This window comes from Actinoplanes sp. NPDC049548, from assembly GCF_040676695.1.
In the GTDB taxonomy this organism is placed as follows: domain Bacteria; phylum Actinomycetota; class Actinomycetes; order Mycobacteriales; family Micromonosporaceae; genus Actinoplanes.
In genome coordinates this window covers 87,373-113,727 of the sequence record NZ_JBFAPM010000001.1, presented here as the reverse complement: position 1 = coordinate 113,727, position 26,355 = coordinate 87,373, and the positions used below count along the sequence as shown (strand labels likewise).

The window sequence follows — 26,355 nt, the reverse complement described above, 5'->3', positions numbered from 1 at the left end:
CTCTGGCTCGTCCGCTTCCTCCGGTTCGTCCGTTGTGGAGTCGTCGACCGCCGGCGGGGCTGCCGCCGCACGGCCGGTGAGCGCGCCCGCCGCCGACCCGCTGACCGGACCCGAGCCCCTCGCCGGCGACTCGGTCCGCGCCGAGCAGTGGCACCTCAAGACGCTCAACGTGGCGGGCGCCTGGACCTACTCGTCCGGGGAAGGCGTGACGGTCGCCGTCATCGACTCCGGCGTCGACGCCGACCACGTCGACCTGCAGGGCCAGGTGCTCAAGGGCCTCGACCTCGTCGACCCCCAGGGCGACGGCGACACCGACCTGGTCGGCCACGGCACCACGGTCTCGGCGATCATCGCGGGCCGCGGCGACGACGCCGCCGGCGTGGTCGGCATCGCCCCTAAAGCCAAGATCCTCCCGGTCCGCGTCCTGGACCGCGAGAACAGGTACGACGACGCGATGATCGTCGCCAAGGGCGTCCGCTGGGCGGTCGACAACGGCGCCCGCGTCATCAACCTCTCCCTCGGCGGCAACGGCAGCAGCCCCGCGCTGGCCGCGGCACTGGACTACGCGTTCGCCAAGGACGTGGTCGTCGTCGCCTGCACCGGCAACGTGAGCGCCTCCTCGTCGTCGGGCGTCTGGTATCCGGCCCGGGAGCCCGGCGTAATCGCCGTGGCCGGCATGGAGAAGGACGGCAACGCCCTCTGGTCGGGCTCGATCACCGGCAAGGAGACGGTGGTGACCGCCCCCGCCACCCAGCTGGTCGGCGCCCGCCCGGACGGCTCCCACGACGGCTACTGGCGCGTCCAGGGCACCAGCTTCGCGGCCCCCATGGTCTCGGGCACGGCGGCCCTCATCCGGTCCCGCTGGCCCACGATGTCCGCGGGCGAGGTGGTCAACCGGATCATCAAGACGGCCAAGGACCGAGGCCCGGCGGGCCGGGACGCCGACTTCGGCTACGGCATGGTCGACCCGGCGGCCGCCCTGACCGCCGAGATCCCCACGGTGATGCGCAACCCGCTGGACACCACCGCATCGCCGGGCATCGCGCGCTTCGGCAACGCCCCGGCCTCCGGCCAGGCCCAGTCGGCCCCGGACGACGCCACCAGGAACGCCGCCGGCGCCCAGGCCCGGGTCTCCGACGCCGGCACGGCCACGGCCTCCGGCGACGCGGGCTCGGCCGAGGAACCCCGCAGCTGGTGGGCGGCGGGAGCACTGTTCCTGCTCTCGGCCGTCGCGGCCGCCGTGACGATCCGCCGTTTCGCCAACGTCACCTGACGCCCGCTCAGACGCCCAGCAGCACCGGTTCGGCGGGAACGCCCGTCGACGCTCAGGACAGTCGAGAGCATCCCCGGCTCCAGAGGCGAGAACAGGCGCCGGGACCGCCGTGGGCGCTGTTGATTTCGTCAGCGAGTTTTGAGCGCCGCGTCGGCCGACCGAGCATGATCAATGTTGCCGGGTTCGGGCGCCACCTAGACATCCCACGTGCTCAAGAAGTCAAGCGGCGATGGCCAGTTGTGGTTCTGCGGCCGGCCAGGCGGTGGTTTCGTTGTAGGGCTGGTGGTGGCGGAGGCAGCCGTGGAGGATGCCGACGAGGCAACCGGTAACATCCATGCCCGACGGTTGCTGGTCGAGGCCGCGTGGCATCACCGAATGGATTACCGCAATCCGGGGGCGACGATGCGTGCGCGGTGGAACCTCGCCTCGCCGGCGGCCCGGGCGCGTGGTCACGCCGGGAACCACCGGCTGCATCAGCGGTGGCAGAGCTTCACCGCCCGCGGCAAGAGACCCGTGATCGCCAACGTCGCGATCGCTCGGGAGCTGGCCGGCTGGTGCTGGTCACTGGCCGTCCTCGACGACTGAGGCTCCCACCTTGAGCAGCCGGCCGGTTGAGGCGGGCGTGGCAGCGCGTGGAGCGACCCGCGTTACACCTATGAGCAACGCCGCCCGGCGGCGTCACGCTCGTCATTGCTAGACCAGCGGAACGCTCCAGCCGAACAGCCCGTCCTGCGGTAACCAACCCGCGCATATCAGTCTGACCGCGCGTCGCCCGACGACACGCACACGACCCGCCTCAACCGCCCGGCCACCAGCGCAAATGACGCCCCGAGCGCGAAGCTCAGGACGCCGTTTCCGCCTGCCTATTGACAGGAACCACCCTCATATCAGATGTAGACCTCGAAGGTCTGGCCGAATCAGTGCTCGACTCCTGGCGGTGTGGACCCGACCCCTTCTACCAGAACAGGCCGGTTCGAGGCCCATTAGACCGGAGGTCTCTATGGCCCACCGTAATGCCCGGCTGACCGTGCACGGCAGACGCCTGCTCATCGAGCGTGTCGTGCATGACCGCCGCCCGGTCGCGCATGTCGTGCAGGAACTCGGCGTATCGCGTGCCACCGGCCACAAATGGCTGGCTCGGTGGCGCGCTGAAGGCGACGGTGGCCTGCGTGACCGCTGCAGCACCACGCACCGGCTTCCTACCGACGCAGGCTCGCGGCCGGGAAGACCCCGGTGGAGGCCTTACCCGCGCTCAAACGACGCCTGTCCGACATCGTCTACCGGCGGATGGTCGCCGACGCCAAGCTGCTCAGGACGGGCCCGGGAGGACACATGGGGGCGACTCTGCAATCCAGCGCGGCCGACCCGAACCCCAAGATCGACACTTCGGAGAAGTCACTTCCCGGACCCGCCGAAGCCCACTCTAGAACACCGCTGCTCGCCGCCTCTTGACACAGAGGGATGCCGTGAGGGTGCGACGTCGTGTGCCGGGCGTCAGGAATGCTCATGGGGGTGTGATGACGAGCCTTGCCGCGCATCGCTCGCCGCGCGGGAGGCGCACCGGCCCAGCACGTCGGCCTGTCGTTGAAGATCCGCGTTTCGGAACGGGTAGCCGCCGCCGGAGGTGGCCCGGTCGAATGCGGCGTCGATGAAGTCGCTGACAGCGCGCCCTTGCCGGAACAGGTCCGCACTGTGCCAGCCTGTCATCGTCCGACTTCGCTCAAAGTAGTGGTCGCTGAGGGCCGTCAGGTCGGCGCGGAGTTCGGGACGTGGCAGATGCCCGAGGGCCAGGGACTCCATCGCTTCCCGGACCGACGCCTTCATTCAGCAGGTCATTGCCGCGCCGACACTCGACAAGGTCCCGGTCATTGCCGCATTCCGAGCCAGGCTCATCGCTCAGGATGCCGGCCTCGTCGACGAGCCGGCGTTCGTCGAGGAGGACGCCCGGCATGTCCCAGGCCGGGAAGTCGACCGGCAGGCGCACCCCGGTGACGCGCTCGGCAAAGGCGAGCCCAGCCACGCGCCAGTCAGCGTCGCCATCGTGCCCGAAGGGCAGGTCCGTGAGGTAGGCGTCGACATCGGCAGCATCGGGGCCGCTTCGGTCCTCTGGGCGCGACATGTCGAACCTGAAACGCGTACGGCCGCCGACCGCATACCTCAGGGCGTCGGTTGCCTCAACCGGCAGCACCCTGCAAGAACTCATCGGCATCGGCCCGTCCGGCGCCGCCCGCCTGATCGGCGACATAGGTGACATCGCTCGGTTCGCCAGCCGCGCACTTCGCGTCGTGGAACGGCACCGCCCCCATCGACGCGTCCTCCGGCGATCAGAACCGGCACCGGCTCTCCCGGGCCGGAAACCGGCGCATCAACCACGCCCTGCACATCATGGCTGTGGTCCAGTTACGCCGTGACACCGAAGGCCGCCGTTCCCGCCAGCGCAAACTAGCCGACGGCAAAACCCCGATGGAAGCGATGCGAGCGTTGAAACGCCGGCTGTCCAACATCGTCTACAAACGGATGGTCGCCGATGCCAGACGGCTGGAGACGAGCCCGGGAGGACACGTAGGGGCGACTCTGCAATCCAGCGCGGCCGACCTCAACCCCATGATCGACGCTTCGGAGAAGTCATTTTCCGGACCCGCCGAAACCCACCTTAGAGCAGACCTTGCCGCGGCCTCTTGACATAGAGGGGTGACGCCCGCGCTCCCCCGCGCGCACGAAAGGCGGCAGATCAACGCGCTCGACCTCAGTGTCCTGTAACTGTTCCCGCAAGGCCGGACCAGCGGATCATCCAGTCGACCACGGATCATTTCTTGATATGAAATACGGGCGGTCATGTTCGTGGATCATGAGGGGCGCCTGAGACAATGGAGAAATGACGCAGCTCGCATTGTTCCCCACGAAGAATGTGCGGGACCGGACGCTGCTTCGCAATTATTCGCCGGCCGCTGAAGAGTTCCGGCGCGAGCATGCGCGGCACCGCTCATGGGGCTTGGTGCGGCGTCATTCCCGGCGCTTGCGCCGGCCACACGAGACCGCGAACCCGCAACCCGGCCCTCATCACCTCCGCCCTGGCAATCCGCGTCCTGGCGATTCGCACCTCAGTGACGTCCGCCCCGGTGACCCGCGTCCTGGCGATTCGTACGTCAGTGATGTGCGCCCTGGCAATCCGCGTCCTGGCGATTCGCACCTCAGCGGCGTCCGCTCCGGCGACTCATACCCCGGTGATCGGCGCCCCGGAGCGCCGCCCAGCATGACGTATCCCGGTAGCCCCACTCGTCATCCCGACCAGCCGGACAGGCCAGCACAAGACGACGACCCTGGGCGAGGCACCGCACCTGCAAACGGCACAGTGCCAAGCGCCGGCGCAGCGGAGCACCGACTCGAGACGGCGGCCGCGCAACAGGCGCGCGCCGCCGGACCACCGCCACCCCGCCGGACGCGACAGCCGCGCATCGATCGTGCCGGGCAAATCTTGCGACCAGAAAAGGTCACCACCCGGCCGCCGCTTCCCTGCACGCGAATACGGCGGCGTCATCCCATCAGCGGCCATTGTCCCACCGGACCAGCGCGGCGACCGCCGCCGGTTACGGGCGGAAAGGCGAACGAGACCCCTTGCGGAAACTGTCGACGAACTCGTCTCGGCAAATTCGGATATCGCCGATGCAGGCGGTAGCGGATCACCCTGCCAACGCAAGGTGAGCAGAGGTTGGCTTTGACTCGCCCGAGCGGTCGCTGCTCGCTAGTGTTCGTTGCACGAGGCGGTAGAGCGATCGGGAGATGGTCCGTTTGAGGCAGCGTCGGATCTCGTAGTCGCTCTTACCCTCGGCGATGCGTCTGTCCCGGTAAGTCTTGGTCTCGTCGTGGTAGCGCATTCGGCTGGTGGCGATGAGCACGGTTGAGTTGGCGATCCCGTGTCGGTTGAGGCGACGACGAACAACCCGGCCAGAGGATGCCTCGAGCGGGGATACCCCACCGAGGGCGGCGAAGGCGGCCTCGGTGCGGCAGCGACCGGGGCCGGAGAACGCGACGAGCTCTTGCGCGGCGCTGAACGGGCCGACACCGGGCTGCTCGAGTAGCTCAGGCGGCATACCGCAAACGCTGTCGGTGAGCGCGCGTTCGTTGGCGCGCATGTCTTGGTCAAGTACGCGGATCCGGGACGCGAGCCTGCGCAGAGCCGCTACAAATGTGCGTCGTTCGACAGTGTCCCTGGTCTTTGCGCGCAGTCGGCCGATGCGAGCGAGTTGATCGACGACTGTTCGGCCGGGGAGGTCTTCACGCACGTCGTCCGGATCAACGCTTTGAGAGTGTTGATTGCTGCGGTCCTGGCCGAGGCGCTCGTGTTACGGACCACCAGCAGTAGTCGCAATGCTCCACGGGGTCCATCGATGCGAGGTTGCGCGCGGTGAGCAGCGGCAAGAGCGACCCGCGCGATGCACCACTCGCCGCGCGCCAAGCTCTCGTCGCCTGGTCGAGGAGTGCGGCGTGGTGGTCGTGCGGCTTCGATAACAGCCTGTCCGCTGCTGGTAGGCAACCTTGCAAGGCCGGCTCCGTGAGTGCGATTGCCGTCCACCGCGCTCTCGGCGAGCATGGGCGGCGCAGGAGCCCTTTCAAGTGGCCGGGGATGACGTGACGCGGGTCTGGAAGGGGGCCTGCGCGGTAGATCTGTGATTCGGTCGGCGGTCGCGGCGCACAGCCGCGGATCGGTGAAGGCCTTGGCTCTGACGCGACGGACCCCTGCTCACGCTCGGTCAACGCTGGGAAGAGCACGTTGACGAGCTTGGTGGCCGGCACGTAGCGGACATGGAGCCGGCCATCGCAGCTCCCGTGCCCGCGGCGATGCGCAGGTGTGACTTCCCGGTGCCGGAGTCGCCGATCAGGCCGACCGCACAGCTCGCCGACCCCTCAGGCGCAGTCGCCGGTCCGGACGCCGCGGGTTCGTTCGATGCCGAGCCTCGCCGTGCTTGACGCCTCGGCTGCTGTCAGCGCGAAACCCACGTTCCGGTCGTCCGCGGCCGCCGCGAAGATGACGCCGAGGACGTCGCCGTTGGGGGCGATCAGCGGGCCGCCCGAGTTGCCGCTCTGCACCAGGGCCCGGATCGTGTAGATCTCGCGGGTCACGTTGCCCGAGTCGTAGATGTCCGGTCCGGTGATGTTGCTGACGTCGCGGACCCGCGCGCCCTGGGCGTTGTACGGGCCGTCCAGCGGGAAGCCGAGGACGATGGCGTTGGCGCCGGTGCCGGCCGGCTTGGGGACGAAGTCCAGTACCGGCGCCCGGAGGCCCGGGACGTAGATGACGGCGAGGTCGCGTTCGGGGTCGTACACGACGACTTTGCCCTCGAGGCGGTCGTTCTGCGTCTCCACCTGCACGTTGCGGGTGCCCGCCACCACGTGGGCGTTGGTCATCACCCGCTCGTTGGCGTACACGAATCCGGAGCCCTCGATGCGGCGGGAGCAGCTGGGGGCCGTACCCAGGACTTTGATGACCGATTTGCGGGAGTTGATCACGACCTGGCTCTTCGCCAGGGCCGGGTCCGGCGCCGCGACCTCGCGCGCGTTGGTGCGGGTCAGGCCGCCGAAGACGTCCGGGAAGCCGTTGGTGTTCAGCGACTCGCGCAGGCCGGCCGAAAGGGCCTCCGCCTGGTCCGGCATGAGCTTGTTGATGCCGTTGAGGACCGCGCTGCTGCGAACCTGCCGGTTGATCTCGGGGAACGGCGTCGATCCCAACGGTACGGCGATGAGCCAGGCGACCAGCAGCACGGCGATGAGCGACACCAGGGCCCCACCGGCGTCGTCGAGGCGCTGCAACGGCCGGCTGTCGATCGCGCGGCGCAGCTTCGTCCCGAGCCAGCCCGCCAGGGTCTGCCCGAGCACCGCCAGCGCGAAGATCGCCACGAGCGACACCACCAGCCGCACCGTGCCGTCCGCGAACTGGTTGGCGATCAGCGGGCCCACCTGCAGGCCGATCAGCACGCCGCTGAAGAACCCGCCGAAGGACAACGCCCCGATGACGAAACCCTGCCGGTAGCCGCTGATCGCGAAGACCAGCATGAGCAGGATCAGGATTCCATCGACCACAAGCACTCGCTCAAGGTAGAAGTGACGGTCATGGGACCACCTCGTCAGAGGCGGTAGGCGCCGAAGCCGCAGCGTCGGCCGCCGCCACCGGACCGTGGGGCATCGGTGCAGGATCGTGGGACGAAGGCGCGGAGCCGTGGGGACGTAGGAGGGGTTCGGACGATAGGGGTGCGGGGTCGGACGGCCGGGGTGCGGGGTCGGGCAGTTCCATGATGCGACCCGGGCGCCAGGGCCGGCTCCACCCGGCCATGTCGAGCAGCGCGGAGATGACCCCGGCGGTGAATCCCCAGACCAGCATCCCGCGCACCTGGAAGGCCGGGCCGACCCAGCCGCTCGGGTGGCGTACCCGGATCCGGTTGGCGGGATCGACCAGCTCGGCGATCGGCAGCCGCGCGACGTGGGCGACCTCCGCCGGCTGCCGGGGATGCACCGGATGCGGGGCGTGCCACCAGGCCAGCACGGGCGTGACCACGAACCGGCTCACCGGGATGTAGAGCTCCGGCAGCGTGCTCAGCACGGTGGCGCTGGCCGGATCGAGACCGACCTCCTCGCTGGCCTCGCGCAGGGCGGTAGCCGCCGGGTCGCGATCGTCCGGGTCGGCCGCGCCGCCCGGGAACGCCGGCTGACCGGCATGGTTGCGCATGGTCGCGGCGCGCTGCAGCACCAGCAGGTCCGGCTCCCCGGCCCGCTCCTCCCCGAGAAGTACGAGCACGGCGCTGGGTCGCCCCCCGGAAGCAGGCGCCCGCAAGGTGGTGAAATCTTCGGTACGCGCGGAGGCGGCCCGCGTCAGCAACGGCTCCCACCATCCGGGCAGCCCCACCGGCCGCACCCCGTCGCCGCCCGAACCGTCCGAACGCCGGTCAGCGGAGGCCCGCTCCAGCGGCCGCACACCGTCGCCACTCGAACCGGGAACGTCCGAACGCCGGCCGGCGGAAGCCTGCCCCGGCGGCCGCGCGCCGAAGGGAGCACGCACTCCGGCGATCGGGCCCTCGCGGCCGGCGGCGTCGGGGGTCATCCGGTCACCGTCACGCCGGTGTGGGTGCGGACCAGCGCTCCCAGGGTGGGCTTGTCGAGCGCCTTGCCGGTGTAGACGAACCGCTTGCCGTCCCGGTCGAGCAGAACGGTGACCGGCAGCGTGGTGCGCCCGAGCGCCACCAGCAGTTTCTGGTCCTGGTCGAAGAGCGTGGGGATCGTGACGCGGTGGTCGGTGGCGAACGAGGCGCCCGCATCCCGATCGTCACGCGTGTCGACGCCGAGCACGTGCAGTCTGCCGGCGGTCGCGTCGGCGAGCTCCTGCATCAGCGGAAGCTCTTCGCGGCACGGCCCGCACCAGGAGCCCCACAGGTTGATGACGGCGGGGCCGCGCAGGTCGGTGGTCCGGATCGGTGCCCCGCCGGTGAAGCACGTCAGTGTGACGTCCGGCAGGTCGGCCACGACCTGGGAGACGGAAACGCCCGGTGAATGGGAAGCCCCGGCAGCCGTCGTGCCGTCCGAAGCGACGCCCGGCGAAGAGCCAGAGCCGGCGGCCGGGGGCGTGGTCAGCGTCGTGCAGTCGGCGAACGGGGACGCGGCCTTGCTCTGGTCCGGCGTGACCTCGGTGGCCGTGCACGCGGCCAGGAGCAGCACCAACGGCGGCGTCAGCCACCTCGGCAGGGCCGATCCGGCCGGGCGGCGGCCCGCGGGGTCACTGCTCACGGGGCCTCCGGGGCCACGACCGCCGCCGCCGGGACGAGGTCGGGGTCGATGCCCGCCTGGGTGGCCAGGTCGCGGGCTCGGGGGCCCTTGAGGAGCTTGGCGGCGGGGGCCGCCTCGGTGGGGCCCGTGCCGTAGGAGGGGCACATCGTGGCCAGGGTGCAGGCGCCGCAGGCCGGTTTGCGGGCGTGGCAGACGCGGCGGCCGTGGAAGATGATGCGGTGCGACAGCATGGTCCAGTCGCGCTTCTCGATGAGGTCGGCGACCTGGAACTCGATTTTGACCGGGTCCTCCTCCTGGACCCAGCCGAAGCGGTTGACCAGGCGGCGGAAGTGCGTGTCGACCGTGATGCCGGGGACGTCGAAGGCGTTGCCGAGGATGACGTTGGCGGTCTTGCGGCCGATGCCGGGGAGGGCGACCAGCTGGTCGAGCTTGCCCGGTAGTTCGCCGTCGTGGCGCTCGACCAGGGCCTGGCCGAGCTTGATGAGCGAGTCGGTCTTGGCGCGGAAGAACCCGGTGGGGCGCAGGATCTCCTCGAGCTCCGCCCGGTCGGCCGCCGCGTAGTCGGCCGGCGTCAGGTAGCGCTTGAAGACGATCGGCGTGACCTCGTTGACCTTCTTGTCCGTGCACTGGGCGGACAGGATGGTCGCCACGGCGAGCTGCAGGGGCGTCTCGAAGTCGAGCTCGCAGTGCGCGTCGGGGTGGGTCTCGGCCAGCACCTTGGCCATCTTGCGGGCCCGGCGTTTGCGCCCGATGGGCGTCTCCCCCGCGAACCGTTTGGCCGACCGGACGAGCACGGCCGCACCGGTGGATGCGGCGACGGGGGGACGACTCACGCGAGCAAGAGTACGTCGCCCCGCCGACATTTCTCGTCCGCGGAAAGGTCCCGGAAGCGCCGCAAAACGGTCGGATACCGGCAGCAGGTCGGGTGAACGTGAGGAAAAAGGTCAGGCCGGGGCGGCGATGGAGCCGTCCTTGCCGATCTTCGCCGCCGTGTCGCCGAAGTCGTCCGCGGAGAGCTCGCGGACCCGGGCGAGCCCGCGCTCGTTCTCGCTGTCACGGGTGGGCCGCCCGACGGGGTTCATGGCCGTCGAGAGGAACTTGCCGCCCGCGAACTCGCCGTCCCGGGTGAGGGTGACGTGCAGGATGCCGCCGTACCCGAGGACGCCGCTGCGGCTCAGTGTCTTGCCGCCGCCGGCGAAGTTCCCGAGGCTGTACGCGATCAGCTTGCCCTTGTAGAACTCCATGCCGCGCAGCACGTGCGGCCCGTGCCCGATGACCACGTCCGCGCCCGCGTCGATGACGGCGCGGGAGAACTTCATGGGGTCGCCGCGGTTCTCGCCGAAGAACAGCTCGTTGCCCGGCTTCACGTGGCCCTGGTCGGAGCCCTCGGCGCCCATGTGCACCTGGACCACCACGATGTCCGCCCGGCCGGCGGCCTCAGCGATGACGGTCCGGGCCGCGTCGAGGTCGTTCAGGTTGTTGGCTCCCGCGTACGGGGAGAAGCCCACGACCGCGACCCTCACACCCTTGACCTCGACCACCGCGATCTCGCCCTCGGCCCCGGTGTGCTCGAGGCCGGCCTTCTCCAGCGCCTCGACGGTGTTCTTGTAGCCCTGCGTACCGAAGTCCTTGGAGTGGTTGTTGGCCGTGTTCATCAGCTGGAAGCCGGCGTCCACGAGGTGGTTGGCATAGGACGGCGGCGAGCGGAACGCGAAGCAGTTGGGGCGCGGTGGGGTGCCGCATTTCGAGGTGCCGGTGTCGCCGGTGAGGGGTTGCTCGAGGTTGCCCATCACGAGGTCGGACTTGAGCCCCGGCTTGACGGGATCGAAGAAACCCTCGCCGTCGTCGGCGGGCAGCTTGTTCGGCGCGCTGCCCATGATGATGTCCCCGGTCGCCGACAGCGTAACACTCTCACTACTCTGAGTAGTTGATGGCGGTGCCGACGGCGTGCGGGAGGGGGCTGCCGAGAGGGGTGCCTGCCAGATGGCCCCGGTGTCCTGCGGCCCGCGGTCCGCGAGGGCGATCCCGCCCAGGCCGGCGCCCACGAGGGCGGCGACGGCGATCGTGAGGGTCAGGATCGGGCGACCGAAGAGGCCCGGTCGGTGCGGCGGGGGCTGGGCATTCATCGACGAGGACGATACCGTCGGGCGACGTGCCGGTACGACCGTCGAACGGCCGATCGCCGCTCACCGAGAGCGACGGTTTTTCCCACCTCGGCGGCCGGAGTGGTTACGCTGCGAGATCTGGATCGAGGGGTGGCCGCCCGTTTGTGGGCCCCGTGCGCCTAGACTGATCGGGCGCGGCGAAGCGCGTAGTCGGAGGTACAGCGATGGATGAGGTACTGGCTCGCAGCGGGATCTTCCAGGGCGTTGACCCGGAGGCTGCCGAGGCGCTCGCCAAGGAGATGGAGACGATCGAGTTCCGCAAGGGCGACATCGTCTTCAATGAGGGCGAGGCGGGCGACAGCCTTTACATCGTTCTCTCCGGGAAGATCAAGCTCGGCCGCCGCGCCGCGGACGGCCGGCAGAACCTTGTCTCGATCATGGGTCCGTCGGACATGCTCGGCGAGCTGTCGCTGTTCGACCCCGGACCGCGGACGGCCACGGCGACGGCGGTGACGGACACCCGGCTCGCCCGGTTGAAGAAGTCGTCCCTGCGCCCGTGGCTCAACAACCGCCCGGAGATCGCCGAGCAGCTGCTGCGGGTGCTCGCCCGCAGGCTGCGCCGGACGAACGACGCCCTGGCCGATCTGATCTTCACGGACGTGCCGGGCCGGGTGGCGAAGAACCTGTTGCAGATGGCGGGCCGGTTCGGCACGCGCGACGGTGGCGTGCTGCGGGTGACGCACGACCTGACGCAGGAGGAGCTCGCCCAGCTCGTCGGGGCCTCGCGGGAGACGGTCAACAAGGCGCTGGCGGATTTCGCGTCGCGCGCCTGGCTGCGGCTCGACGGCAAGAGCGTGATCATCCTGGACCCGGAGCGGCTGGCTCGACGCGCACGCGTCTGAGCAGCTCAGCGACGGAACACACCACGCCGGACCGAGGAAGGGGTCGTCCTGACGGACGACCCCTTCAGCGTGCCTGCATAACGGTCATATCGCCCCTTTATCCGCGTTTTCCCACCTGATCAGGGGACAAAGCCAGCCCGTCAAGATCCGTGTCGCACCCGGTCAGCCGCTCGTTACGGAGGTGGTCGAGAGGCACTACGACGGTCGAGAGGGCGCGGCTTTGAACGAGGTGGCGGGCGTACAGCGCAGCGGGGTGACGACGTGACCGTGCTGGACACCGCTATCGACCCGCGCACCCTCGCCTATCTGGCCAACCGCAGCGCGATGCTCGAGCGGCTCGCCGAGCTGGAGACGGCGCTCGAGGCGGCTCGGGCCGGGGGCGGCGAGAAGTGGGTCACCCGGCATCACGCGCGCGGGAAGCTGCTGCCTCGCGAGCGCGTCGAGATGCTCCTCGACCAGGACAGCCCATTCCTCGAGCTGTCGCCCGTCGCGGCGTGGGGCTCCGAGTTCCCGGTCGGCGCGAGCGTCGTCACCGGGATCGGGGTCGTCGAGGGTGTCGAGTGCGTGGTCATCGCGAACGATCCGACGGTCGAGGGCGGTGCCGTCAACCCGTACACGGTGGAGAAGATCCGGCGGGCCGCGCGGATCGCTTCGGTGAACCGGTTGCCGCTGGTGAACCTGGTCGAGTCCACCGGAGCGGCCGCGCCCACCGGGCCGCCGCCGGGCGGGGCGATCGCGCGGGACCTCAGCCAGCTGACCGCCGAGCGGGTACCGACCGTGTGCGTGGTCTTCGGCGCCACCAACGGCGACGCCGCCTATCTGCCGGCGTTGTCCGACTACACGATCATGGTTCGCGGGCACGCGAAGATGCTGACCATCCACCCGCAGCCGATCCGCGCCTCGGTGGCCAACGGGCGGCCCGCGCCCGAGGTCCGCAGCGCCCCCACCGTGCCGGCCGGGGTGACGGGGCCCGCCGACCAGCTGGCCGAGGACGAGCGGGACGGGCTGCGGCTGGCCCGGCAGTGCGTACGCCGCTTCAACTGGCGCAAGCGCGGCCCCGCCCCGCGGAACTTCCCGCCCGCGCCGCCGAAGTACGACGCCGAGGACCTGCTCACCATGGCCGGCACCGACCCGGCGTCGATCTTCGACCCGCGTGAGGTGCTGGCCCGGATCCTCGACGGCAGCGACTTCGACGAGTTCAAGCCGGCGCAGGGCACCGGGCTGGTCACCGGTTGGGGCGAGCTGCACGGCTATCCGCTCGGGGTCGTGGCGAACCTCGGCGGCGCGTTCTCACCCGCCGAGACCCAGAAGGCGGTGCACTTCATCCAGCTGGCCAACGCCACCGCCACCTCCCTGCTCTTCGTCCAGTACACCGGCGCGCCCGCGGCCGAGCCGAACGAGGCCGCCGACGTGCGGCACGGGGCGCCGCTGGTGCACGCCGTCGCCAAGTCGACCGTCCCCCACCTGACGCTGATGATCGGCGCTACTCCGGCGGAGGAGGCCGGGGGCATCTACGGGCGCGCGTACGAACCACGGTTCCTCTTCAGCTGGCCGGTCGAGCGGCCGGCGGAGGTGCCGCTCGGCAAGCTGCCCGACGACGGCGTGATCGACCCCCGGGACACCCGTACGGTGCTCGGCCTCTGCCTGTCCGCGGTGCACAGTGCGGTCGTGGAGGGCGCGGAACACATCGGCGTCTTCCGGCCCTGACGGCGTTTTTCGAAAGGTAGAGCAGAGCAGTGATCCGACGTCTTCTGGTGGCCGACCGTGGGGAGATCGCCCGCCGGGTCTTCGCCACGTGCCGCCTGGTCGGCATCGAGACGGTCGCCGTCTACTCCGATGCCGACTCCGACGCGCCCCACGTCACGGAGGCGGACTACGCGGTCCGCCTGACCGGGGGCACGCCGGCCTCGACGTACCTGCGCGGCGACCTCATCATCGCCGCGGCGAAGCGGGCCGGTGCGAACGCCATCCACCCGGGCAACGGGGTGCTCGCCGAGGACCCGGAGTTCGCCGCCGAGGTGGCCGACGCGGGCATGATCTGGGTGGGGGCGCCGGCGAAGACGCTCGGCACGCTGCACAGCAAGATCGAGACGAAGGGGGTCGTCGCGGAGGCCGGCGTGCCGGTACTGCCGACGCACACCGACCCCGAGGCGGTGGACGGCTTCCCCGTGCTCATCAAGCCCGCCGGCGGAAACGGCGGAGCGGGCATGCGGGTGGTCCGGGACCCGGTCGCGCTCGCCGAGGCCGTCGCGTCGACCCGGCAGGAGACCGGCGACGACGTGTTCTGCGAGCCGTACCTGGAGAACGTGCGGCACATCGAGGTGCCGATCATCGCCGACGCGCACGGGGCCGTGGTGCCGTTCGGGGAGCGGGAGTGCTCGGTCCAGCGCCGCTACCAGAAAATCATCGAGGAGACGCCGTCGCCGGCGGTCGACCCCGGGCTGCGCGAGGAGCTGTGCCGGGCGGCGATCCTGGCGGTCCGGTCCATCGGGTACGTGGGCGCCGGCGCCGTCGAGTTCCTGCTCGCCGACGACGGCGCGTTCTGGTTCCTCGAGCTCACCCCCAGCCTGCAGGTGGAGCACGCGGTCACCGAGTGCGTCTCCGGCTACGACCTGGTACGCCTGCAGCTGCTCATCGCCGAGGGCGGCACCCTGCCGATGCCCGGCCCGCCCCCGATCCGCGGCCACGCCATCGAGGTGCGGATCTGCGCGGAGGACCCGGCGTACGCGTGGCTGCCCGCCGCCGGCACCCTGCACCGCTTCAAGGTGCCCGACGTGGCCGGTTCCTTCCGTCCGCTGCCCCAGCCCGGCCTGCGCCTGGACGCCGGGGTGGTGGACGGCTCGGTGGTCGGCGGCCAGCACGACTCGATGCTCGCCAAGCTCGTCGCGTGGGCTCCCACCCGGCAGGAGGCCGCGCGGATGCTCGCGTCGGCGCTCACCCGTACCGAACTGCACGGTGTCGTCGCGAACCGCGACCTGCTCGTCCGGGTCCTGCGGCACGGAGCTTTCCGGGCCGGCGACGTGGACACCGGCTTCCTCGACCGGCATCCGGAGGTGTTCGCGCCGCTGCTGTCGTCGGTCGACGCCGTCCGCATCTCCTGCCTGGCCGCCGCCCTGGCCGGCGCCGCGGCCCGGCGGGCGTCCGCACCGGTCCTGCGCTCGCTGCCCTCGGGCTGGCGCAACGTGCCGTCGGGATCGCAGACGGCCGTGTACGACGGCCCGGCCGGCCCGGTCGAGGTGGGCTACCGGATGAACCGGCACGGCGAGCTGGCGGGCTGGTGGGTCCGCGCGGTGGATCCGGAGGAGCTGGACCTGGCGGGCCTGGGGCAGGCGCCGACCCTGGACGACCACCCGCCGACGGTCGTGGTGCACGCCGACGGTTCCCGGGTCGACCTCGACGTCAACGGGATCCGGCTGAGCCTCAAGGTGCACCGGGTCGGCGACGTGTCGTACGTGGACAGCCCCGAGGGATCGGTCACTCTGCGCGAGCTGTCCCGCTTCCCGCTGCCCGCCCCGGAGGCCACCGAGGGTTCGCTCATCGCCCCGCTGCCCGGCGCGGTCCGGCGCGTGCTGGTCGTCCCGGGTCAGCGGGTCCGGGCGGGCGAGCTGCTGCTCACCCTCGAGGCGATGAAGCTGGAGCACCCGGTGCACGCGCCCTCGGCGGGCGTGGTCGCCTCGCTGCCGGTGCACCCGGGCGCGGAGGTCGACACCGGCGAGCTCCTGGCCGTGCTGGACCCGGAATAAGCGCGGTCAGCTCAGCCGCGGGCCAGCACCGGTCCGTGCAGGCTGTCGGCGCCCCGCCCGGCGAGGCAGCGGAACGTCCGGTCACCCGACGTCGGCGGCAGCACCGACAGCGCCCACTCGGTGCTGTCGGTGCGGGTGGTGGTGCGCTGGAACATCCGGCGGCTGCAGACCCGCAGGACGCCGGGGTCGGTGGTGACGGCGTCCCGGTCGCGCGGGTTCACCTGCGCGGGCAGTGAGCCGACGGCGAAGACCTCCCAGCTGTGCCGCTTGGCGCACGACACCTCGCGCGCGATCGGGCCGCTGCCGGGTTCGAGGGTGAAGCACTCCAGCTCGCCGGGGCAGTGCGCGCGACCGGCGAGGCACCCGGGCAGCCGGGACATCGCCGCCGGCAGGGTCGAGGTGGCCGGGACGGTGAGGCGGGAGGCGAGCGAGCGCACCGCCGGCGCCCGCGTCGACGCGAGCCACGCACCGCCGACCGCCGTGGCGAGCAGCAGGAACGCTCCGAAGCCACCGAACAGCCACCGCCGCTTGTTCCGCTTGGGGTTCTCGGTGTGTACGGTCGGCGTCTCGTCCGCTCCGGACGACTCCCGCGTGGGCGTCACCGGCGGCACGGGACGCGGCTGCGGCGAGGGGTGGAACGGCCTCGGCGTGGGCGGCACGAACGTCGACGAGTGGTAGACCGTGGGGGCCTGCGCGCCGCCGGGGTGCAGGTGCAGGCCGGCGAGCATCTCCCGGAGCTGCTCGGCGGTCGGCCGTGCGCGGGGGTCGTTGGCCATGCCGTACCGGAGCACCTCGGTCAGCGCCCGCGGCACGCCCGGAAGGTCCGGAATGGGCTGGTGGAAGAGGTCCATGAGCGTGATGAGGCTCGGGCTGCGGTCGCTCTCCCAGCGCGGCGGGCGGCCGCGCATGACCGCGTAGAGCGTGGCGCAGAGCGCGTACACGTCGACGGCGCCCGACGGGTCGGCGTGGGAGAACATCTCGGGCGGCGCGTACGCGGGGGTCAGCACCTCGAGCGTCACCGACGAGTCCCGCATCTCGCCCAGCACGGCCAGCCCGAAGTCGGCGAGGACGGCCGGGTTGAAATGCGAGTACAGGATGTTGGCCGGCTTCACGTCGCGGTGCAGCACACCGTTGGCGTGCGAGTGCACCAGCGCGTCGGCGATCTTCACTCCGAGGTCGCGGGCCTCCAGCGCGCCGAGCGGCGAGATGCGCATGCGGTCCAGGTACGACCCGTCGCACAGCTCCATGATCAGGTACGGATGCTGGTCGACCGTCACACCGACGTCGAAGAGGTCGACGACGTGCGGGTGCGACGACATCCGCCCGGCGGCTTTCGCCTCGCGCAGGAACCGCGCCTGATCCCGGGGACTTTCGAGTGTCCGGTTCTCGACCTTGATCGCGACCTCGCGCCCGACCGAGTCCTGCGTCGCTCGGTACACGGTTGCGTACCCTCCGCGAGCCATGACGGTCAGGCCGGACATACCTGGCACGTAAGGCACGGGCAGGCGACCAGGCGGGGTATCCGTCACGGGATAGAAAATACGCGAAGGCCGAGCCGGATCATCCCGGCACGTCAGACGCGTAGGCGACAGATTCCGGCGGGTCCACGATGGAATGTGCCAGAGCGTCCCGGAGTTCCTCTGCCGCAACGCGTTCGCTGGCCTGTTCCGTCGAGTACGCGAGCAGCACGGCCTCCTCCGCGGCGTCCCGTGCGCCCGGAATGTCCCCGGCGGCCGCGTTGACCCGGGCATTCACCAGCGCCGCCACCACCCCGCTGCGGACGTCCTCGGCCGGGATCTCCCGCGCCCGGCGGATCCAGGAGGCGGCGGCGTCCACCCGGCCGTCGGCGAGCAGCGCCGAGGCGTACGACGCCAGCGCCTGCCGGCGGGAGAACAGCAGCGAGCCGCCGGTGTCGCTGGCGATCGGCGCGAGCAGGCCGATCGCCGTACCCGCGTCACCGGCCCGCAGCCGCGCCTCGGCCAGCAGCACCCGGGGGCCCACCTGGGCGGGCGCGAGCGGGTTGTGCGGCTCGACCGCCGTCATCACCCGGCGTGCGTCGGCCTCGGCGGCGTCCCCGTCGCCTCGCTGCAGCGCCACGAACCCGCGCAGGGTGCCGGCCATGCCCAGCAGCAGCGGATGCCCGGTGCGGCCGGCGAAGTCCAGGGCGTCCGTGAGCAGGTCGTTCGCGTGATCGAACTCACCCAGGCCGCGGGCGATCACCCCGCGGACGACCAGCGCGAGCCCGCGCCCCCAGTCGTCGGAGACCTTGTCGAAGTCGCGGTACGCCCGGCGGGCACCGCCGTCGGCCTCCGCCAGGTCGCCGAGCTCGGCGGCCGCGTACGCCTCCACCGCCCGCAGCGTCCCGACCGCCCAGCCCTCGCCGACCCGGTCGCCGAAGGGCAGGAAGATCCGGGCCAGCCGGCGGGACTCCTGCAGCCGTCCCGCGAGCAGCCGCGCGAACGCCGTGGTGCCGCGCAGCCAGGACCGCCCCACGGGATCGCCCAGCTCGGCGAAGAGCCGGGCGGCGCGGCCCAGCACCGCGTCCGTACCGGCGAAGTCGCCCCGGGTCGTGGTCACCCAGGCCAGGTTCTGCAGCGCCCAGGCCTGCCCGTGCCGGTCCCCGGCGGCCAGCGTCACCTGGTACGCGGCGGCGAAGCGGCTGCTGGCCTGGCTCAGCCGCCCGGACAGGAAGTCGGCCATGCCCAGCCGCCGCATCGCGTTGGCGCGCTCCGGGGCCAGCTCGGCCTCGGTCGCCACGTCCAGCGCTTCCTGCCAGGCGTCGACCGCCCTGGCGACGTCACCCATCGCCTCCTGGGCCCGGCCCACCACGAGGAGCGCCTCGGCCTTGCACACCGGCTCCTTGCGGGCGGTCGCGGCGATCTTCTCGCCGATCGCCAGCGCCTCGTCGGCCCGGCCCAGGCGCAGCAGGGCGCGGGCGTGCACGAGCTGGTCGGGCAGGGGCAGGCCGTCCTTGGCCAGGGCGGCGGCGCGCTCGGCGTACGCGATGGAGGCGGCCGGCTCGATGTTGGCCAGCGCCCGGCGGGCCATCCTGCCGAGTGCCGCCACCCCGAGCGGCGCGACGTCCCGGACCGCGGCGTCGGGGCGCAGGCGGACGGCGTCGGCCAGCTCCACCGCGCATTCGGCGTGGGTCGCCACGAACGCGTCCCGCTCGTTCTCCCCGAGGCTGAGCCGGGAGGCGCCGTCGTAGCCGAGCTCGTCGATCGTCTCCGGGGCGGCCCAGCGCGCCAGGTACGCATGCCGGTCGGCCAGGTCCGCCTTGCCGATGCCCGCGTACGCCGCCTCCCGCATCAGCGGGGTCGTGAACGCGTACCCGCCTCGGACGCGGTGCAGCATGCGGCGTTGCAGCAGCTCGTCGACCGCGCGCTCGAGCTCCACCGCGGCGACCGCCCCGGGCCGGGCGTCGCCGGGCGACCGGCGCTCACGCAAGGCCTCGATCACTCCCGTCGGCACGGTGTCGCCGACCACCGCCGCGTCCCGCAGCACCGACCGCGGCTCGGTCGGCAGCGCGTCGATGCGGGCGGCGAGGACGGCGGCCAGGTCGCGCGAGAGGAGCTGGCTGCCCATCGTGCCGCCGGCCAGCTGCCACCGGCCGGCCGCGTTCGCGCCGACCGCGGGCATCAGCGAGCCGCGCTCCAGCAGCAGCGTGACCAGCTCGGCCAGGTAGAACGGGTTGCCCTGGGCGGTGGCCAGCAAGCGGTCCGCGTCCTGCTGCGGGAGTTTTCCGCCGTTCAGGTACGACGTCAGCAGCCGAGCCGCGTCGGCGCCCCGCAGCGGCGGCAGGGTGTGGATCTCGGCGTCGGCGAGCCGGGTCAGGGCACCCGCGGTGCGGACCAGCTCCGGACGGCCGAGCAGCAGCATGACGACCGGCCCGTCGAGGCGCGAGAGCACCCCGCCGAGCGCGTCGATCGTCTCCGCCGTGGCGTCGTGCAGGTCGTCGACGATGACGACCAGCGGCGCCTCCCGGGCCAGGGCGCTGAGCAGGCCGGCGACGGCGACCGGCACGGTCTCCGAGTCGGGGCGCGCGCCGCCGGTCGGCTGCCACTCCGCCACCGCGGCCGGCCCGACCGGGTTCGCCGGGGCCTCGCCGTACCCGAGGAGGGCGAGCAGCCGGTCGATGTCGATGTCCGGCGGCTCGCCGTCACGGCTCAGCCGGGTGACCAGCTTGCGCAGCCGCTCCTCGACCACCGGGCGGCTGACCGTCGCGGCGACGTCCTTGGGCAGGCCCACGGACTTGCGGACCAGGTCGGCCAGGGGCGCGAACCGCCGTCGCTCGCCGAACGCCCGGCAGCGGGCCCGCAGCACCCGGGCGCCGGTGTGCGCGGCGAACCGTCCTGCGCCCACGTCGTAGCCGGCCGCCAGCCGCTTGACCTCGCCCGCGAACCGGGTCTTGCCGATGCCGGCCTCCGCGGTCATCACCATCACCCGCGGCGTGCCGGAGTCGATGACCTCGGCCAGCCGGCCGGCCACCCGGCCCAGCTCGGTCTCGCGCCCCACGAACGGCGCCTCGTCGCCCACGCCGGAGCGGGTGCCGGGGGCGTCGTGGAGGCCGAGCAGCTCGTACGCCGGCACCGGCTCCCGCTTCCCCTTGAGCCGCAGCGCCCGCAGCTGCCGCCAGGAGGCGACGTGCCGGGTGCCCGCGGCCGTCCGGGAACCGGCGTAGACGGCACCGACGGCGGCGGCGTCGGCCAGCCGGGCGGCGGTGTTCACGGTGTCGCCGATGACCGTGTACTCGATCGCGGCCTGGATGCCGGCGACCACCTCGCCGGTGTTCAGCCCGACGCGCAGCCCGAGCGGGGCACCCCCGCCGCGTTCGTCGTCGAGCACCCGGCGGACCGCTCGCTGCATGCTCAGCGCCGCCCGGACCGCGCGCTCGGCGTCGTCCTCATGGGTCACCGGCGCCCCGAAGACCGCCATGATCCCGTCGCCGGTGAGCTTGTCGACGTGCCCGCCGAAGGTCTTGACCGCGCCGGCGAGCGCGGCGAGCACCCGGTCGGTGACCGCGCCGACCCGCTCCGGGTCGAGGTCCTCCGACCAGGACGTGAAGTCCGACAGGTCGCCGAAGAGAACGGTCACAATGCGGCGTTCCGCGGCGGGCAGGGTGGCCGCCGCAGGCAGGGCGACCCCGCAGTTGTGGCAGAAGCGGGCACTGGGAACGGCCACGGTTCCGCACACGGGACAGGTCACAGCGGGTCCAACCCTTCAGGGGTCCGCTGTGATTCCCGCCTCAGAAAGTCGAGTTGGGCCCCGGCCGACGCCTCGGCGGCGAACCGGATCCTGGGGTCGATGTCGGGATACACCAGGTCGACGACGGCCTCCGGCGAGTCCGCGCCCTGCGCCACCGCGGCCCGGACCTGCGCCAGCCGCTCCCGGCGATGATCCAGATAGGCCCCGGCGACCGCGGCGCAGTCGGCCTGCGCCGGACCGTGCCCCGGCAGCATGAGCAACGGGTACGCCCGCAGCACCTCAAGACTGCCCAGGTACGCACCCAGGTCCCCGTCGGGCCACGCCACCACGGTCGTACCCCGGCCCAGGATGGTGTCGCCGGTGAACACCGCGTCCGCCACGACGAAGCAGACCGAGTCGGCCGTGTGTCCGGGCGTGGCCACGACCTCGATCTCCAGGCCGGCCAGGCGCATCCGCGGCGGCAGCGGGTCGCCGTGCCGCGGGTCGGCCGCGAGCACCGGCACCCCGCCGAGCATCCGCGACAGCGTCTCGGCACCCTCGACGTGATCGTGGTGGCCGTGCGTGATGAGGATGGCGCTCAACGGCCGGTGCTCGGCGACGGACGCGAGATGCCCGGCGTCGTCGGGACCGGGGTCGATCACGACCGCGTCCTCGGCGCCCGGTGCGCGCAGCACCCACGTGTTGGTGCCGTCCAGGGTCATCGGCCCGGCGTTGGGCGCCCGTAGCAGCGTGACCCACTCCGGCAACCGCTCCACCTGCGACGACACAGACGCCACCCCCCGACGCATGGTACGTCGCCGGTGCCGCCGGGACCGAACACGCGAGGTGCGATCCGGTCACCGGCGACGCGTACGACGTGGTCAGGCGATCTCGGCGATGACTTCCACCTCGACGGGCGCGCCGAGCGGCAGCTCCGCCACGCCGACCGCGCTGCGGGCGTGCCGGCCCAGCTCGCCGAGGACGTCGCCGAAGAGCTGCGAAGCGCCGTTGACCACGGCCGGCTGGCCGGTGAAGCCCTCGGCCGACGCCACGAAGCCGGTCACCTTGACGATCTTCACGATGCGGCCCAGCCCCACGAGCGCGTCGATCGCCGCGAGGGCGTTCAGCGCGCAGTAGCGGGCCAGCTCCGTACCCTGCTCGGGGGTGACGTCCGCGCCCACCTTGCCGGTGTGGGGCAGCTTCCCGTCGACCATCGGCAGCTGCCCGGACACGTACACGTAGTTGCCCGACTGCACGGCCGGCACGTACGACGCGAGCGGCGGCACGACCTGCGGCAGGGTCAGCCCCAGCTCGGCCAGCTTCGCGTACGCGTCGGCACCGCCCTCGCCGCTGACCGGCGTCGGCTCCGTCACGACTTCGGCCGCTTCATGTACGCCACCAGCTGCTCGGCGTTGGGGCCCGGCACGACCTGCACCAGCTCCCAGCCGTCCTCGCCCCAGTTGTCGAGGATCTGCTTGGTCGCGTGGACCAGCAGCGGCACGGTCACGTACTCCCACTTCTGCATTTGCTCGCCCAGCTCCCCTGAGTTAGTCCGCGGGCTCCGGGCGCCCGCGCTGGCGGCAACAGCCTAGCCAGGGCGTCGGAGCTGCCTCGCGGCCGACCGGATTCCACTACCCTGACGTGGGGGTCGCCAAGGGCAGATCAGGGGGCACGATGGGGCAGGCGTCGCAGGGTGGCAGCGGGCGGCCGTCATCGATCGCCGCGGCCGAGGCGCCGGCGTCCGACTTCATCGATGCGCCCCCGCCCACCTCGCCCGCCGGGTGGCCGCCGCCGGGCGCCTACCCGGGCGAGCCGGGCCATCCGGAGCCGGGCCCTCCCGAGCCGGCCGCACCGACCGAGCAGATCCCGGCGGTCACCGATGAGACGGTCGTCATGGACGCCGTCGAGGGCGAGACCGTCGAGGGTGAGGTCGTGTGGCATCAGCCACCGCCCAGCGAGCCGTTCCACGCCAAGCACGAGAAGCCGGGCGAGTGGCACACCCATCCCCCCGACCATCTCGCCTTCGAGCACTCGCCGCCGGCCGAGGTGCAGCCCGGCGTGCAGCACGAGGACCCGGTAGAGACGGAAGCGATCCCGCTGCGCATGCTGCCGCAGCCCTGGGAGGTTCCGTTCGACCCGCAGCACACCGAGACGGTCGACGAGGACCCGCCGCCCCGCACGCGGCGTACCGGGCTGTGGGTGACGCTCGCCCTGGTCGTGACGCTGCTGCTGTTCGCCGGGGGCACGGTGTCGGCGCTCCTGCTGCTGCGCAACGCCGACAGCGGCAAGGGCGCGCCCGATCCGGCCACGGCCGTCGACCGGTTCATGACGGCGGTCTACACCCAGCAGGACCCGAAGGCGGCCGGCGACCTCGTCTGCCGCGAAGCCCGCGACGAGGACAAGCTCAAGGGCCGGGTCGACCAGATCAAGGGGTACGCGACCGAGTACGACGCGCCGACCTTCCGCTGGAGCGAGCCGGCGGTGTCGGGGCAGAACGACGAGAAGGCCTCCGTCGCCGTGCAGCTGTCGATGATCACCGACGACGAGAAGAGCGCCGAGCAGCAGCTGACGTTCACAGTGATCCGCAAGACCGGTTGGCTCGTCTGCGACGTCAGCAGCTGAGGGAGAACCGTACGCTCGAAGCGTGGGTAGAGATGAGTGGCCGGCCCGCCTGCACGTGGTGACGGGCAAGGGCGGCACGGGCAAGACCACCGTGGCGGCGGCGCTGGCGCTGGGGCTGGCGGCCGGCGGGCACCGCACCCTGCTGGTGGAGGTCGAGGGCCGGCAGGGCATCGCGCAGCTGTTCGGCACCGATCCGCTTCCGTACGAGGAGCTGCGGATAGCCACCCCGGCCCGGGGCGACGGCGAGGTCCGGGCGCTGGCGGTGGATCCCGAGGAGGCCCTGCTCGAGTACCTCGACATGTTCTACAAGCTCGGTGCCGCCGGGCGGGCGCTGCGCAAGATCGGCGCGATCGACTTCGCCACCACCATCGCCCCCGGCCTGCGCGACGTGCTGCTGACCGGCAAGGTGAAGGAGGCGACGACGCGCTCCTCGGACGGCCGGCGCGCGTACGACGCCGTGGTGCTGGACGCGCCGCCGACCGGCCGGATCGGACGGTTCCTCAACGTCACCGCGGAGACCGCCAAGCTGGCGAAGATGGGCCCGATCAAGAACCAGAGCGACGGCGTCGCCTCGCTGCTGCGCTCGCCGATCACCTCCGTGCACGTGGTCACACTGCTGGAGGAGATGCCGGTGCAGGAGAGCCTGGACGCGATCGAGGAGCTGACCGCCCTGCACATCCCGGTCGGCCGGATCATCGTCAACGGGGCGCGGTCGCCGCTGCTCGCCGGCGCCAAGGTCACCAAGTCCGAGCTGCGCCGCGGGCTGGCCGCCGCCGGCCTGCCCGCCGACCCGGCCACGGTGAGCGGCCTGCAGGCCGAGGCCAAGGCGCACCTGACCCGGCGGGAGCTCGAGGAGTCGCTGCGCGCCGACCTCGCCGAGACGGAACACCCCATGGTCGAGCTGCCCCTGCTCGAGGACGGCGTCGACCGCGAGGGACTGAACCGCCTCGCCGACCTGCTGATGAGCATCTGAGCCCCGCGGCCCGAGCCCGGAGTCAGTACGCTCGAACCGTGGCCGCTGATCAGACCGCCCCGCGCCTCGATGTCGATGCTCTGCTGGCGGACCCGACGACCCGCATCGTGGTGTGCTGCGGTGCGGGCGGCGTCGGCAAGACCACCACGGCGGCCGCCCTCGGGCTGCGGGCCGCCGAACGCCACGGCCGCCGCACGGTGGTGCTGACCATCGACCCGGCGCGCCGGCTGGCCCAGTCGATGGGCCTGACCGAGCTGGACAACACCCCGCGGCAGGTCAAGGGCATCGACACCGAGGCCGCCGGCGGCGAGCTGCACGCCATGATGCTCGACATGAAGCGCACGTTCGACGAGGTCGTGCAGGCGCACACCTCGCCGAACCGGGCCGCCGAGATCTTCGCGAACCCCTTCTACCAGGCCATGAGCTCGACGTTCTCCGGCACGCAGGAGTACATGGCGATGGAGAAGCTCGGGCAGCTGCGGTCCCGCGACGAGTGGGACCTGATCGTGGTGGACACGCCGCCGTCCCGCTCGGCCCTCGACTTCCTGGACGCGCCCGCGCGGCTCTCGCGGTTCCTCGACGGCCGCATGCTGCGGATGCTGCTCGCGCCCGCGCGGGGCGGCCGGAGCATGTTCAGCCTGGTGACGGCGTCGTTCGGCATCTTCTCGCGGGCCGTGCAGAAGATCCTCGGCGCCCAGCTGCTCACCGACCTGTCCGGCTTCGTCGCCGCGCTGGACTCCATGTTCGGCGGCTTCCGGCAGCGCGCCGACGAGACGTACCGGATCCTGCAGGACCCGCAGACCGCCTTCCTGCTGGTCGCGGCGCCGGAGCGGGACGCGGTCCGGGAGGCGGCCTACTTCGCGGAGCGGCTGGTCGCGGAGCGGATGCCGCTCGCCGGCCTGGTCCTCAACCGCACCCACCGCACGGCCGTGGACTCGCTTCCGCTGGCCGAGGCCGAGGCCGCGGCGGCCGCGCTGGACGCCGAGGGCGATCAGCGGGTCACCGCGGAGGCGCTGCGGGTGCATGCCGGGTTGCTGCGGCAGATCGATCGAGAGGTACGGGTGGCCGCGCAGTTCACCGACGCGTTCCCGGCCGTGCCCCTGGTGTCGGTGACAGCACAGCCCGCCGACGTCCACGACGTCGACGGGCTGCGAACGATCGGCGACGCACTGACCGCCGATGACCGATAAATCAGCGGGTCGAGACGAGCACCTTGTCGGCGCCCTTCTCGCGCAGCGCGGCTTCGAACATCTTGCGCCAGCTCGCCACGTGCGGGTGCCGGCGCAGCAGAGCGCGCCGCTCCCGCTCGGTCATGCCTCCCCAGACACCGAACTCGATCCGGTTGTCCAGTGCGTCGGCGAGGCATTCGTAGCGAACCGGGCAGCTTCGGCAGATCCTCTTCGCCACGTTCTGCTCGGCGCCCTGCACGAACAGCGCGTCAGGGTCGCCACTCTGACACGCCGCCATGCTGGGCCAGTCGCTGATCATCCCCATCTGTTCACGTCCCCCCTTGCAATTACCCCCTGACGCCTGCGCGCTCATGTCCCCCAAGCCGCGCAGACGTCGTGCGAAAGCTCGCCGGACCATCATGCTCCGTAGTCGGGCGATTACGCAACGTTGTCCCTCAAATACGTATACCTCGGTAGTTCCGGGCATCTCACTCTGACCGGACGGAGAAAAGTTCGCGGGAAATCTCAGAAAACGCCACGGCGTGCCGACCTGACCGGCAGAATCATTCTGGGCGAACCGTGACCATCTCGACGCGTGGTCAGGGCGGTGT

The 26,355-nt window shown here is 71.8% G+C and carries 23 protein-coding genes and 2 pseudogenes; 11 read left to right on the top strand and 14 right to left on the bottom strand.

Features of this window, described 5'->3' with window-relative positions:
• The first annotated feature begins 76 nt into the window (after nt 1-76).
• From mycP to AB0J80_RS00525, 4 genes and pseudogenes are all read left to right on the top strand, one after another.
• The gene (mycP, locus tag AB0J80_RS00540) at nt 77-1,273 is read left to right on the top strand and encodes a type VII secretion-associated serine protease mycosin (RefSeq protein ID WP_364698762.1); all 1,197 of its coding nucleotides are present in this window, start codon (nt 77-79) and stop codon (nt 1,271-1,273) included.
• Between the two features lie 300 nt (nt 1,274-1,573).
• Nucleotides 1,574-1,858, top strand: coding sequence for a hypothetical protein (locus tag AB0J80_RS00535; protein ID WP_364698760.1), 285 nt, complete (start codon nt 1,574-1,576; stop codon nt 1,856-1,858).
• Nucleotides 1,859-2,273: 415 nt separating this feature from the next.
• A pseudogene (locus AB0J80_RS00530) lies at nt 2,274-2,456 on the top strand (leucine zipper domain-containing protein); the annotation flags it as partial.
• Between the two features lie 50 nt (nt 2,457-2,506).
• Nucleotides 2,507-2,725: a hypothetical protein gene (locus AB0J80_RS00525; protein ID WP_364700195.1), complete on the top strand. Its 219-nt coding sequence runs from the start codon at nt 2,507-2,509 to the stop codon at nt 2,723-2,725.
• Nucleotides 2,726-2,767: 42 nt separating this feature from the next.
• Here the strand turns inward: AB0J80_RS00525 and AB0J80_RS00520 are convergent, their stop codons facing one another.
• A complete protein-coding gene (locus AB0J80_RS00520; RefSeq protein WP_364700193.1) occupies nt 2,768-3,097 on the bottom strand; it encodes a hypothetical protein in 330 nt (109 codons plus the stop codon).
• Nucleotides 2,994-3,518: a hypothetical protein gene (locus tag AB0J80_RS00515; RefSeq protein ID WP_364698759.1), complete on the bottom strand. Its 525-nt coding sequence runs from the start codon at nt 3,516-3,518 to the stop codon at nt 2,994-2,996. Before AB0J80_RS00515 ends, AB0J80_RS00520 begins: the two co-directional genes overlap by 104 nt.
• A 2-nt stretch (nt 3,519-3,520) precedes the next feature.
• Between AB0J80_RS00515 and AB0J80_RS00510 the strand changes: the two genes are divergently transcribed.
• Nucleotides 3,521-3,955, top strand: a complete 435-nt coding sequence (locus AB0J80_RS00510) for a transposase (RefSeq protein ID WP_364698757.1) — start codon at nt 3,521-3,523, stop codon at nt 3,953-3,955.
• Nucleotides 3,956-4,953: 998 nt separating this feature from the next.
• On the opposite strand, the gene AB0J80_RS00505 is transcribed toward AB0J80_RS00510, so the two are convergent.
• From AB0J80_RS00505 to AB0J80_RS00480, 6 genes and pseudogenes are all read right to left on the bottom strand, one after another.
• Nucleotides 4,954-5,406, bottom strand: coding sequence for a transposase (locus AB0J80_RS00505; protein ID WP_364698755.1), 453 nt, complete (start codon nt 5,404-5,406; stop codon nt 4,954-4,956).
• Between the two features lie 772 nt (nt 5,407-6,178).
• Nucleotides 6,179-7,357: a MarP family serine protease gene (locus tag AB0J80_RS00500; RefSeq protein ID WP_364698753.1), complete on the bottom strand. Its 1,179-nt coding sequence runs from the start codon at nt 7,355-7,357 to the stop codon at nt 6,179-6,181.
• A gap of 193 nt (nt 7,358-7,550) precedes the next feature.
• A pseudogene (locus tag AB0J80_RS00495) lies at nt 7,551-8,180 on the bottom strand (CoA pyrophosphatase); the annotation flags it as partial.
• Between the two features lie 182 nt (nt 8,181-8,362).
• Nucleotides 8,363-9,046: a TlpA disulfide reductase family protein gene (locus AB0J80_RS00490; protein WP_364698751.1), complete on the bottom strand. Its 684-nt coding sequence runs from the start codon at nt 9,044-9,046 to the stop codon at nt 8,363-8,365.
• Nucleotides 9,043-9,879, bottom strand: coding sequence for an endonuclease III (nth, locus tag AB0J80_RS00485; protein ID WP_364698749.1), 837 nt, complete (start codon nt 9,877-9,879; stop codon nt 9,043-9,045). The genes AB0J80_RS00490 and nth overlap by 4 nt, the downstream gene beginning before the upstream one ends.
• Nucleotides 9,880-9,990: 111 nt before the next feature.
• Entirely contained in the window at nt 9,991-11,172 is a 1,182-nt protein-coding gene (locus AB0J80_RS00480) for a CapA family protein (protein WP_364698747.1), read from the bottom strand.
• A 203-nt stretch (nt 11,173-11,375) separates the two neighbouring features.
• Between AB0J80_RS00480 and AB0J80_RS00475 the strand changes: the two genes are divergently transcribed.
• The 3 genes from AB0J80_RS00475 to AB0J80_RS00465 all read left to right on the top strand — a co-directional run bounded on the left by AB0J80_RS00475 (nt 11,376) and on the right by AB0J80_RS00465 (nt 15,796).
• Nucleotides 11,376-12,053: a Crp/Fnr family transcriptional regulator gene (locus AB0J80_RS00475; protein ID WP_023562908.1), complete on the top strand. Its 678-nt coding sequence runs from the start codon at nt 11,376-11,378 to the stop codon at nt 12,051-12,053.
• 261 nt (nt 12,054-12,314) lie between these two features.
• Complete coding sequence (locus tag AB0J80_RS00470; RefSeq protein WP_364698745.1) at nt 12,315-13,760, top strand: carboxyl transferase domain-containing protein; 1,446 nt, start codon at nt 12,315-12,317, stop codon at nt 13,758-13,760.
• Nucleotides 13,761-13,789: 29 nt separating this feature from the next.
• A complete protein-coding gene (locus AB0J80_RS00465; RefSeq protein ID WP_364698743.1) occupies nt 13,790-15,796 on the top strand; it encodes a biotin carboxylase N-terminal domain-containing protein in 2,007 nt (668 codons plus the stop codon).
• 11 nt (nt 15,797-15,807) lie between these two features.
• Here AB0J80_RS00465 and AB0J80_RS00460 read toward each other — a convergent pair whose 3' ends face one another.
• The 5 genes from AB0J80_RS00460 to AB0J80_RS00440 form a co-directional block, all read right to left on the bottom strand.
• Nucleotides 15,808-17,325, bottom strand: coding sequence for a serine/threonine-protein kinase (locus tag AB0J80_RS00460; protein ID WP_364698741.1), 1,518 nt, complete (start codon nt 17,323-17,325; stop codon nt 15,808-15,810).
• Nucleotides 17,326-17,356: 31 nt separating this feature from the next.
• Nucleotides 17,357-21,001, bottom strand: a complete 3,645-nt coding sequence (locus AB0J80_RS00455; RefSeq protein ID WP_364698739.1) for an adenylate/guanylate cyclase domain-containing protein — start codon at nt 20,999-21,001, stop codon at nt 17,357-17,359.
• Nucleotides 20,998-21,789 (bottom strand): MBL fold metallo-hydrolase, encoded by a 792-nt coding sequence (locus tag AB0J80_RS00450; RefSeq protein WP_364698737.1) that lies wholly within the window; start codon nt 21,787-21,789, stop codon nt 20,998-21,000. The genes AB0J80_RS00455 and AB0J80_RS00450 overlap by 4 nt, the downstream gene beginning before the upstream one ends.
• Before the next feature lie 72 nt (nt 21,790-21,861).
• Nucleotides 21,862-22,353: a RidA family protein gene (locus AB0J80_RS00445; RefSeq protein WP_364698735.1), complete on the bottom strand. Its 492-nt coding sequence runs from the start codon at nt 22,351-22,353 to the stop codon at nt 21,862-21,864.
• Nucleotides 22,350-22,505, bottom strand: a complete 156-nt coding sequence (locus tag AB0J80_RS00440) for a DUF4177 domain-containing protein (RefSeq protein ID WP_127498762.1) — start codon at nt 22,503-22,505, stop codon at nt 22,350-22,352. Before AB0J80_RS00440 ends, AB0J80_RS00445 begins: the two co-directional genes overlap by 4 nt.
• Nucleotides 22,506-22,654: 149 nt before the next feature.
• Between AB0J80_RS00440 and AB0J80_RS00435 the strand changes: the two genes are divergently transcribed.
• Genes AB0J80_RS00435 through AB0J80_RS00425 form a run of 3 tightly spaced genes read left to right on the top strand, consistent with a single transcriptional unit; the run spans nt 22,655 to nt 25,765 of the window.
• Nucleotides 22,655-23,602, top strand: a complete 948-nt coding sequence (locus AB0J80_RS00435; RefSeq protein WP_364698733.1) for a hypothetical protein — start codon at nt 22,655-22,657, stop codon at nt 23,600-23,602.
• Nucleotides 23,603-23,624: 22 nt separating this feature from the next.
• Entirely contained in the window at nt 23,625-24,575 is a 951-nt protein-coding gene (locus AB0J80_RS00430) for an ArsA-related P-loop ATPase (protein ID WP_364698731.1), read from the top strand.
• A 38-nt stretch (nt 24,576-24,613) separates the two neighbouring features.
• Nucleotides 24,614-25,765: an ArsA family ATPase gene (locus AB0J80_RS00425; protein ID WP_364698729.1), complete on the top strand. Its 1,152-nt coding sequence runs from the start codon at nt 24,614-24,616 to the stop codon at nt 25,763-25,765.
• A 1-nt stretch (nt 25,766) separates the two neighbouring features.
• On the opposite strand, the gene AB0J80_RS00420 is transcribed toward AB0J80_RS00425, so the two are convergent.
• Nucleotides 25,767-26,069, bottom strand: a complete 303-nt coding sequence (locus tag AB0J80_RS00420; RefSeq protein ID WP_041832981.1) for a WhiB family transcriptional regulator — start codon at nt 26,067-26,069, stop codon at nt 25,767-25,769.
• Nucleotides 26,070-26,355: the final 286 nt, after the last annotated feature.

What these genes read in the sequence shown, in the direction of transcription:
- AB0J80_RS00515 (WP_364698759.1), bottom strand. Translation starts at nt 3,518, where the DNA reads ATGTCGCCGATCAGGCGGGCGGCGCCGGACGGGCCGATGCCGATGAGT.
- AB0J80_RS00505 (WP_364698755.1), bottom strand. Translation starts at nt 5,406, where the DNA reads ATGCGCGCCAACGAACGCGCGCTCACCGACAGCGTTTGCGGTATGCCG.
- AB0J80_RS00420 (WP_041832981.1), bottom strand. Translation starts at nt 26,069, where the DNA reads ATGGGGATGATCAGCGACTGGCCCAGCATGGCGGCGTGTCAGAGTGGC.
- AB0J80_RS00475 (WP_023562908.1), top strand. Translation starts at nt 11,376, where the DNA reads ATGGATGAGGTACTGGCTCGCAGCGGGATCTTCCAGGGCGTTGACCCG.
- AB0J80_RS00440 (WP_127498762.1), bottom strand. Translation starts at nt 22,505, where the DNA reads ATGCAGAAGTGGGAGTACGTGACCGTGCCGCTGCTGGTCCACGCGACC.
- AB0J80_RS00480 (WP_364698747.1), bottom strand. Translation starts at nt 11,172, where the DNA reads ATGAATGCCCAGCCCCCGCCGCACCGACCGGGCCTCTTCGGTCGCCCG.
- AB0J80_RS00450 (WP_364698737.1), bottom strand. Translation starts at nt 21,789, where the DNA reads ATGCGTCGGGGGGTGGCGTCTGTGTCGTCGCAGGTGGAGCGGTTGCCG.
- AB0J80_RS00520 (WP_364700193.1), bottom strand. Translation starts at nt 3,097, where the DNA reads ATGAAGGCGTCGGTCCGGGAAGCGATGGAGTCCCTGGCCCTCGGGCAT.
- AB0J80_RS00435 (WP_364698733.1), top strand. Translation starts at nt 22,655, where the DNA reads ATGGGGCAGGCGTCGCAGGGTGGCAGCGGGCGGCCGTCATCGATCGCC.